General features: G+C 64.1%; 6 protein-coding genes. All 6 read left to right on the forward strand.

What is annotated here, in order from left to right:
* On the forward strand, positions 1-252 hold a 252-nt coding region (locus tag RR928_RS23315), incomplete at its 5' end, for a hypothetical protein (RefSeq protein WP_332684435.1).
* A 70-nt stretch (positions 253-322) separates the two neighbouring features.
* Positions 323-853, forward strand: a complete 531-nt coding sequence (locus tag RR928_RS23320) for an OmpA family protein (RefSeq protein WP_332538950.1) — start codon at positions 323-325, stop codon at positions 851-853.
* A 41-nt stretch (positions 854-894) separates the two neighbouring features.
* Positions 895-1,905, forward strand: a complete 1,011-nt coding sequence (locus tag RR928_RS23325) for a hypothetical protein (protein ID WP_332549592.1) — start codon at positions 895-897, stop codon at positions 1,903-1,905.
* 769 nt (positions 1,906-2,674) lie between these two features.
* The gene (locus RR928_RS23330; RefSeq protein ID WP_442881527.1) at positions 2,675-4,507 is read left to right on the forward strand and encodes a peptidase domain-containing ABC transporter; all 1,833 of its coding nucleotides are present in this window, start codon (positions 2,675-2,677) and stop codon (positions 4,505-4,507) included.
* Positions 4,508-4,509: 2 nt separating this feature from the next.
* Positions 4,510-5,847, forward strand: a complete 1,338-nt coding sequence (locus RR928_RS23335; protein ID WP_332549593.1) for an HlyD family type I secretion periplasmic adaptor subunit — start codon at positions 4,510-4,512, stop codon at positions 5,845-5,847.
* Positions 5,847-7,490, forward strand: coding sequence for a TolC family protein (locus tag RR928_RS23340; RefSeq protein WP_332538955.1), 1,644 nt, complete (start codon positions 5,847-5,849; stop codon positions 7,488-7,490). Before RR928_RS23335 ends, RR928_RS23340 begins: the two co-directional genes overlap by 1 nt.
* Positions 7,491-7,646 lie beyond the last annotated feature (156 nt).

Consider the following 7,646-nt stretch of genomic DNA (forward strand, 5'->3'; position numbering starts at 1 on the left):
GGCCTGCTCTCCGGCGTGACCGGCGACAGCGGATTGCTGTCCGGCCTCACGGGCAGCCAAGGTCTGATCGGCGGTTTGCTGGGTGGCGGCGGCTTGCTCGGTGGCCTGCTCGGCACCAGCGCTTCGCAGTCCCTGGCCAGCGCCGACTCCGTGGAGCAGTCGATTGCCACGGCGATCAGCAGCCAGGCGGAAGCTGGCAGCGGCCTTGCCTCCATCCTGCCCCAGTCGCTGCATAACAACCTGCTCGCCTGATCGGCTCCATCCCAACGCCCATGTCGCCGCTCCACTGGAGCGACGGCGACATGGGCACGCAAGGACTCATATGTTGAACAACTATCCGCGCTACGCCTCCTTGCTGCTGGCCCTGGGCCTTGCCGCTTGCAGCACCACCACCGGCACATCGTCACAGCGCGTTGAAGGCACCTATGCTTTTGGCAAGCCGCCGCCGCCGGCGGCCCCCGTGGAGAAATCGCGCGTGGCACCGGTCACGGCCCAGCCGATCCAGGGGAAAAAAGGCCCGGACAACGTCGCCCACATTGTCTATTTCGACTTCGATTCGTACACGGTCAGGCCGACGGACAGGTCCATTGTCGAAAGCCATGCGCGCTGGCTGCGCAGCAATCCGCAGCAGTCGCTGGTGCTTCAAGGCCACACCGACGCGCGTGGCGGCATCGAATACAACCTCGCGCTGGGACACAAGCGCGCCGAGGCCGTGCGTTCCAGCCTGCAGTTGCTGGGCGTGGAGCCGCGCCGGATCGAAGCCGTGAGCTACGGCAAGGAACAGCTGGCCGACCCAGGCTCCAGCGATGCCGCACACCAGCGCAATCGCCGCGTCGAATTCGAGTATCGATGAACTGATCGAGCCACCTTGACCGCTTGCGTGTGAGGAAAGCCTTGATCCCCAAACGCCCCCCCACCACCGCGCTTGCCGCACAAAGCGCCCTGCGGCCCGGGCCCGCCCGGACCACGCTCTCCCTTCAGTTGAGCGCCAGCCTGCAGCACCTAGCGCAGCGCATCACGCTGCTGCCGGAGCCCTATTCGTGCTGCGTGCTGTTTTTCACGGTGGCCGCGCAAGGCGCGCGGAACTGCGTTTTCTTCGTGCGCAGAAGCACCCTGGAGGCCGCCTGGCGCGAAGGCACGACGCGCGTGCGCCAGTGGGCCTGGGCACGCCAGCTCAGCGCGGTCGAACTTCGTATCGATTGGCCCGATGAGATCGTGGTGATAGGCAGCCGCATGCCTGCGCTGGGTCAGTGGGGTCCGGCCTCGGCATGGGCGGTGGCGGACGACGATCTGGAGCATGCAGAACTGATACCGTCGCTGGAACCATCCAATGGGAGTCAGGGCGGTCCGCAAACGCATCTGAATCAGAGCGTTGCCGCCCCCAGCTTCCCGCTGCTTGCCGAGGTGAATCTGCTGCTGCGCCTTCAAGGCCTGCACATAGGCGAGGATGGTGTGCACACTCAACTGCCTGAAGTGGCGCCGGCGCAGCACATGCCATTGCCTGCACACCCGCCCGGAACATTCACCCTCAAGTCGAAGACCCAGTTCTGCGCGCAGCAGCCCCACGAGGGCGACGCCGCGCGCAGCTTCGGGTGCGATCGCCGCTGCGTGACCCATGCGCTGCTGCTGACGCAGCACCATATCGCGCAAACAGAACTCGCCCAGGGCGATGTGATCCACGCCATCGAGCGCGCATTCCACTGCGTGGAGAAAAACATCGACAGCCTGCGCACACACGAGGATGCTGCCTACATAGAGCAAACCATGTGCCTGTTGATTTTCACGCGCTATATCTCCAGCCGGAACACGGACGGGGCGTTCAACAATCTCATCCAGCACATGGAACGTCTTGCGCAGAACCTGAGTGCAATCAAAAAACTGCCCTACTCCGATGGGGAATCTTGAAGACTTCTTTCTTCCGGCAATTCAGCGAACGGAGATACCCATCATGGCGACCGACGGCCCACAGTGCACCAATAGAGTGATTTACCGCTGCGCCACCCGGATATGTATGTTGGTATTCCAAGGGTTTTCCATTAACCAAAACCAGTGATACGGCCTGCAGATAAAAAACCCTCATTTACTCGTTCTCTCGCATCCGCATAGACCGCAGTATCTGGCGCGTCGTGGGCATTCAATTCCTCTGGGACATCGTGTGGGTATACCTCATGGTTTTCCCGTATCCACAGCGTCGGCAACTGCACTGAGGGAGCGACAAATATCACTGCGTCATTTAATCAAAAACGAATTTATACGCGCAACAAAGAAAAAAATTCGCGCAAAAATCGCAAAAAACAAGCGTAAACACTTCAATTCAGGCGCATGTGCCCCAGCATTCCGCAGCCATACAGGCAACAAATCCTCTATGCATGCAGGACAAACGCCATAGTTGCGCTGCATATATTTAAATGAAAAAAACCATTGATAAAGAAAAACTATTTAGTGCGCAATGGATTTGCACCGGCAAACCCCATTCAGAAAACAGGTTGAAAAAACAACTAATTACTGTTTTACACTAAACAAAACATGATTAACATCAATACGCGATGACCGCAAAAGCGCCATGACAGCAAATTAAACGAAAGCTATCAGCAAAAGAAAATCATAGAAAACCGGTTTGCACCCAGCCAGATAACGGCCAGCGCCATTAACCGATAGAAACCGCCAGCCGCCCATGCTTCAATACCTGCTACCCCGCCAGCTACTGGCTGCCACCGACAAGGATGAGCAGACAGGCAAGACCTCAGGGTTTAGCTCGGCCATCAGGGATTCATTTGACAGATCGTCCCGTCATCTGCGTCGGGCGGCATGGTTGTCGTTGCCTATCAGTCTGCTGGGCCTATTGCCCTCGATTTTCATCCTGCAGGTCTACAACCGGGTTATCTCGCGCGGCGGCATCGCCACGCTCACCGCCATGGTCGCCGGCGTTCTGTGCTTTCTTTGCCTGGAGCTCTGGCTGCGCCGCCGGCGCGCGCTGGCACTGCGTGAAGCGGGGGCAACCATAGACCGCGAAGTCTCCCAATCGTTGATGAACTGCATGTTGCGCCATCCGCTGCTCACGCTCGAGCGACGCTCGGCCAGCCAATGGATGCAGCTGTTTCGCGATATCGGCACCATGCGCTCCTGCGTGTCGGGCGGCCTCGCGGCTTCCGTGCTCGATCTGCCGATGGCGCTGATCGCGTTGGTCGTGATCGGCATCATCGCCTGGCCCGTGCTGCCGGTGATCCTGGTGGCGATGCTGATCCTGGGCGTGCTCGCCTGGTGGTGGGCCGATGAAGTGCGCACTTCCCGGGTCGAGGAAATCGAGCAGGCGCGTTTGCTCGACCGCGGAACGGCCGAGATCTGCAACGCGCGCTCCACGCTCAAGGTGCTGGGCTACGACGCCGCCGCCAAGCAGTCCTGGCAATCGGGCTACGACCGCTGGCTGGGCGAGAGCTTTCGCAAGAACGGCGACATCGAAAATGCGCGTGAAACGGGCCATGTACTGCTGACTTTTTTCTCCGTTGCGGTCATCACCGTAGGTGCGATCGCGATCAACGCGCAGTGGATGAGCATAGGCAGCCTGATGGCTGTCAACCTGCTGTCGGGCAAGGCGCTGGGCCCCATCGCCCAGCTCGCGAGCAATTGGCGCTCGCTGGCGCGCGCCAACGAAGCCACGGCGCGGCTGCAGGAAGTGCTGCGCGAGCCGCTCGAACCCGAGGCCCAGACCATAGAGCCGCCGCGCCCGCGCGGCGCCTTCCGGCTCGACAACGTGAGCTTCCACTACCCTTCAGGCCATGTCGCGCTTGAGCAGGTCTCGCTGCAGATGGGACCGGGGGGAATCCATGTCATCGTGGGCCGCAACGGCGCCGGCAAATCCACGCTCGCCAAGCTGCTCGCGGGACTGTACCAACCGACGCAAGGCAGCCTGTTCATTGACGAGTACGACATGGCGCAGTTCTCGCGCAACGACCTGGGACGCTGGGTGGGCTGCCTGCCCCAGCAGTCCTACTGGTTCAGCGGCCCCATCATAGACACGCTGCGCATGGTCAACCCGGACGCCGACAGCAACCGGATCTTTGTCGCCTGCCGGCTTTCGGGCGCGCACAACTTCATCAGCCGCCTGCCCAACGGCTACCAGACCGAGCTGGGTGAAGGCGGCGCCGGCCTGTCCGCGGGCGAGCTGCGCAAGCTGGGCCTGGCTCAGCTGTTCCTGCGCAATCCCTCGGTGCTGATTCTGGACGAGCCCAGCAACGACCTCGACTTCGAAAGCGAGACCGAGCTGCTGCAGACGCTCAGGCAGATCGCGGTCAAGCACACCATCATCGTCGTGACCCATTCGCTGCGCGTGGCCTCGCTCGCCCAGCATATCTATCATGTGCGCGGCGACGGCCAGGTGGACCATGGCACGCCCGAGAAAATGCTGCCCGAACTGTTCGGCGTCGCGCGCGCTGGCAGCGCCAGCCCCGTAGCCGATGCGCCGGTCACAGGCGGCGCGGCGGCGCAAACTTCCCAAGTGGCGGTGTAACGATGAACGCGCCCCAGGAACTCCCCGAAGTGCTGCGCGCCGCGCAGCAGGCAGGCGCGGCAGACGCGAGCCCTCCTGCGCGCGGCAAGCGGCTCGTGAGCCGGCAACGGCTGCTGATCGCCGCGCTCGCGCTGCTGGTTCTGGTCGGCCTGTTCTATCCGGTCGAGAACGTGGTGGTCGCCAGCGGCCAGGTCATTCCCTCGGACCGAGTGCAGTCCGTGCAGCATCTTGAAGGCGGCATCGTGACCCTGGTGCATGTGAAGGAAGGCCAGACCATCGCCAAGGGCGACCCCATCCTGGAAATTGACCTGGGCGGCACCAGTCTCAACCTGGAGCAGCTCACCGCGCGCAGCGCCACGGCCCAGGCCGTCAGGACGCGGCTGTCCGCGGAGAGCCAGGGCCTCAAGCTCGATGCCAAGCATTTTCCGGCCGAAGTCGACGCGCGCATCGTGCGCTCCGAACTCGGTGCATTCAGCGCGCGCGAACTCGAATTCCGCGGCGGCCTGGCATCGTCTCAGGCCTTGCTCGCCCAGTCGCGCGGCGACGTGGCCCAGGTCCAGGCGCGCATCCAGGGGCTGGAGAACAGCCTGCGCCTGTACGAACAGGAAGCGGCGATCGCCAACCAGCTTGCAGCCGAGCAGCTCATAGGCCAGCTCGAAGTCATCGACAAGCAGCGCGCGCTCGAGCAGGTGCGCGCCGACCTTGCGGCCGCGAGGCAGAGCCTGGTGAGCAACCGCGCCAAGGTCGAGCAGGCCCAGGCCAAGCTGATGGAAACCCAGGGAGCGTTTCGTCGGCGCGCTTCCGACGAGCTGGCGCAGACCGAACGCGAGCTGATGAGCCTGTCGGAAGACCTGTCGCGCGCCCAGAGCCAACGCACGCGCACCGTGGTGCTCGCGCCCACCGACGGCATCGTCAAGGGTCTGCGCAGCGCGGGCGCGGGCTGGGTGGTCAAGCCCGGCGAGCCGATTCTCGAAATCGTGCCGGACAAGGACGAGGTCGTGATCGAGGCGCGGCTGAACCCGTCGGACCGCGGTTATGTGCGCGTAGGCCAGCTCACCAAGGCCAAGATCACGGCCTACGACTATCTTCGCTACGGCTTTGTCGAAGGCGAAGTCCGGCTGGTCTCGGCCGATGCGGACCGCGACCCCAGCCGCCCCGATTCGCCCTCGTACTTCCGCATCCAGGCCAGTCTTCTGCAACCCTGGGTGGGCCGCACCGACAACCGCATCACCACCGGCATGCAGGCCGAACTGGACCTGCTGGTGGGCCATGAGCCGTTCATCTGGTATCTGCTGCGTCCCGTGCTGCATATCCAGAGCGAAGCGTTCCGGGAGCCATGATGATGACTGCCACCCGCATCGCTCATGGATCTTCGGCGCTGGGGCTGATTGCCTGCCTGCTGGCCTGGCCCGCGGCCGCGGCCGCGCAGTCGTCGCCGGACAGCCTGGCCGCGTCCGTGCTGGTGGCGGCGCACAGCCTGCCCGCACCGACTGCGCGCCTGCCGTCGAATGCTGCGCCGCTGCAGCTCGCGCAGCAGCTCACGCCCGGCTCGCTGGCTGTCAATCAGTCGCAAAAGCAGTTGCTGCAAGCCGTGTACGGCATGCTCGACGCCCACCCCGATGTGCTCAAGGCGCGGGCCGCGCTCGAGTCCGCGGGACATGACCTGAATTCGGCGAAGAACGCGCGCTGGCCCAGCTTCAAGGTCGGCACCTCGTCCGGCAATGCGTCGATAGGCCAGGGCCAGCGCCGCGAAACGTATACGGCCGTCAATGCCGAAGTCCGCGTGAACCTGCTCGACGGCGGGGCGATAGGCGCGGGCATACGCTCGGCCGAAGGAATGGAAGCCGCGCAGGACAGCGTGCTCTACAGCGCGCGGCAGAACGTCCTGCTCGAAGCGCTGACGGCGCTGCTTGAGCTGCACCGCTTCGAGCGCAAGGCCCAGGTCGCAGCGGAATCGGCCGAGACCATAGGCCAGCTCGCGCATGTGGAGCAGCGCCGGGCCGAGCTGGGCGCGGTCGGCCGCAACGATCTGCGCCGCGCGGCATCGCGCCGCGCCAGCGCACTCGCCCAGCAGCACGAGCTGCAGTCGCAGCGCATGGATGCCGTGGCGCGCTTCACGCGCTATTTCAATTACTCGCCCACGGGCACCGCGCTGCCCGAGCTCGCAGTGCCCGAATACTGGATGCCCGCGAGCGAGCAGGCCGCGCTGCAGGCGTCGGAAACCCATAGCTCGGAGCTGCGCGAATCGCGCCATCTGATCGAGCGCGCGACCGCCGAAGTCGAGCGCAGCAAGGCCCAGCGCTTTCCCACGCTGGCCGGGGTCGTCGCCCATACAAAGGACCCCAAGGGCGTGATCTACAACGAAGGCACGCGCTACGGTCTGGAGCTGAACTGGAACTTCGGCAACGGCTTCGAGCTGCGCGACCGCATTCTCAAGGCGATCAACGAATTGCAGGCCCAGGAAGCGCAGCAGGAAGCCGTGCGCCGCCAGGTGCAGGAAGCGGCCTCGGCCGCCTGGGGCCGCTGGCAGGCCGGGCGCGAGCGCGAAGCCCAGTTGACCGATGCGGTGCGCGAAGCGCGCACGGCCTTCGAAGGCTATCGCCGGCTGCTGGAAGTCGGCCGCGGCAGCCTGGCGCAGGTGCTCGATGCCCAGCTGGACATGCAGCGCCTGATGCTCGATGAGGCCGACGCCCTTTACGACCAGCGCATCAACGGACTGCGGCTGGTGCGCACCACCGGCCAGCTGCTGCCGCGCGAACTGCCCGAGCATTGGCTGGACCGGCTGTTCGATCAGCCCACGCTCAGCCGCGTTCCCGGCACCCCGACACCGCCGGCTCCGTTGCCCGCCTATGCCGACGCGGCACTGACCGACGCCACCGCCTTGCTGGGCCAGCGCCTGCAGCTGCGCCTCGAGACCCGGCTCGACGCCAGGCTGCATGCCCTGCCCGACAACGCTCCCATCAACCACGCGCTGCGATGGTGATGCCATAGGTTTCCACAGCGGCAGCGAGCGCTAGCCCATCGCCCGCCTCCCCGCTTTCAATCCATGGGCCTGTCTTTTGAATGGAATCAAGATGACCAATCTCATCCAACGCTTCTGGAATGACGAAGAAGGTGCTACCGCCATTGAGTACGGGCT

The organism is Comamonas sp., from assembly GCF_036666375.1.
Taxonomy (GTDB): Bacteria; Pseudomonadota; Gammaproteobacteria; order Burkholderiales; family Burkholderiaceae_C; genus Comamonas.

Coding starts and splice junctions, on each gene's coding strand:
- RR928_RS23320 (WP_332538950.1), top strand. CDS start 323: ATGTTGAACAACTATCCGCGCTACGCCTCCTTGCTGCTGGCCCTGGGC.
- RR928_RS23330 (WP_442881527.1), top strand. CDS start 2,675: ATGCTTCAATACCTGCTACCCCGCCAGCTACTGGCTGCCACCGACAAG.
- RR928_RS23335 (WP_332549593.1), top strand. CDS start 4,510: ATGAACGCGCCCCAGGAACTCCCCGAAGTGCTGCGCGCCGCGCAGCAG.
- RR928_RS23340 (WP_332538955.1), top strand. CDS start 5,847: ATGATGACTGCCACCCGCATCGCTCATGGATCTTCGGCGCTGGGGCTG.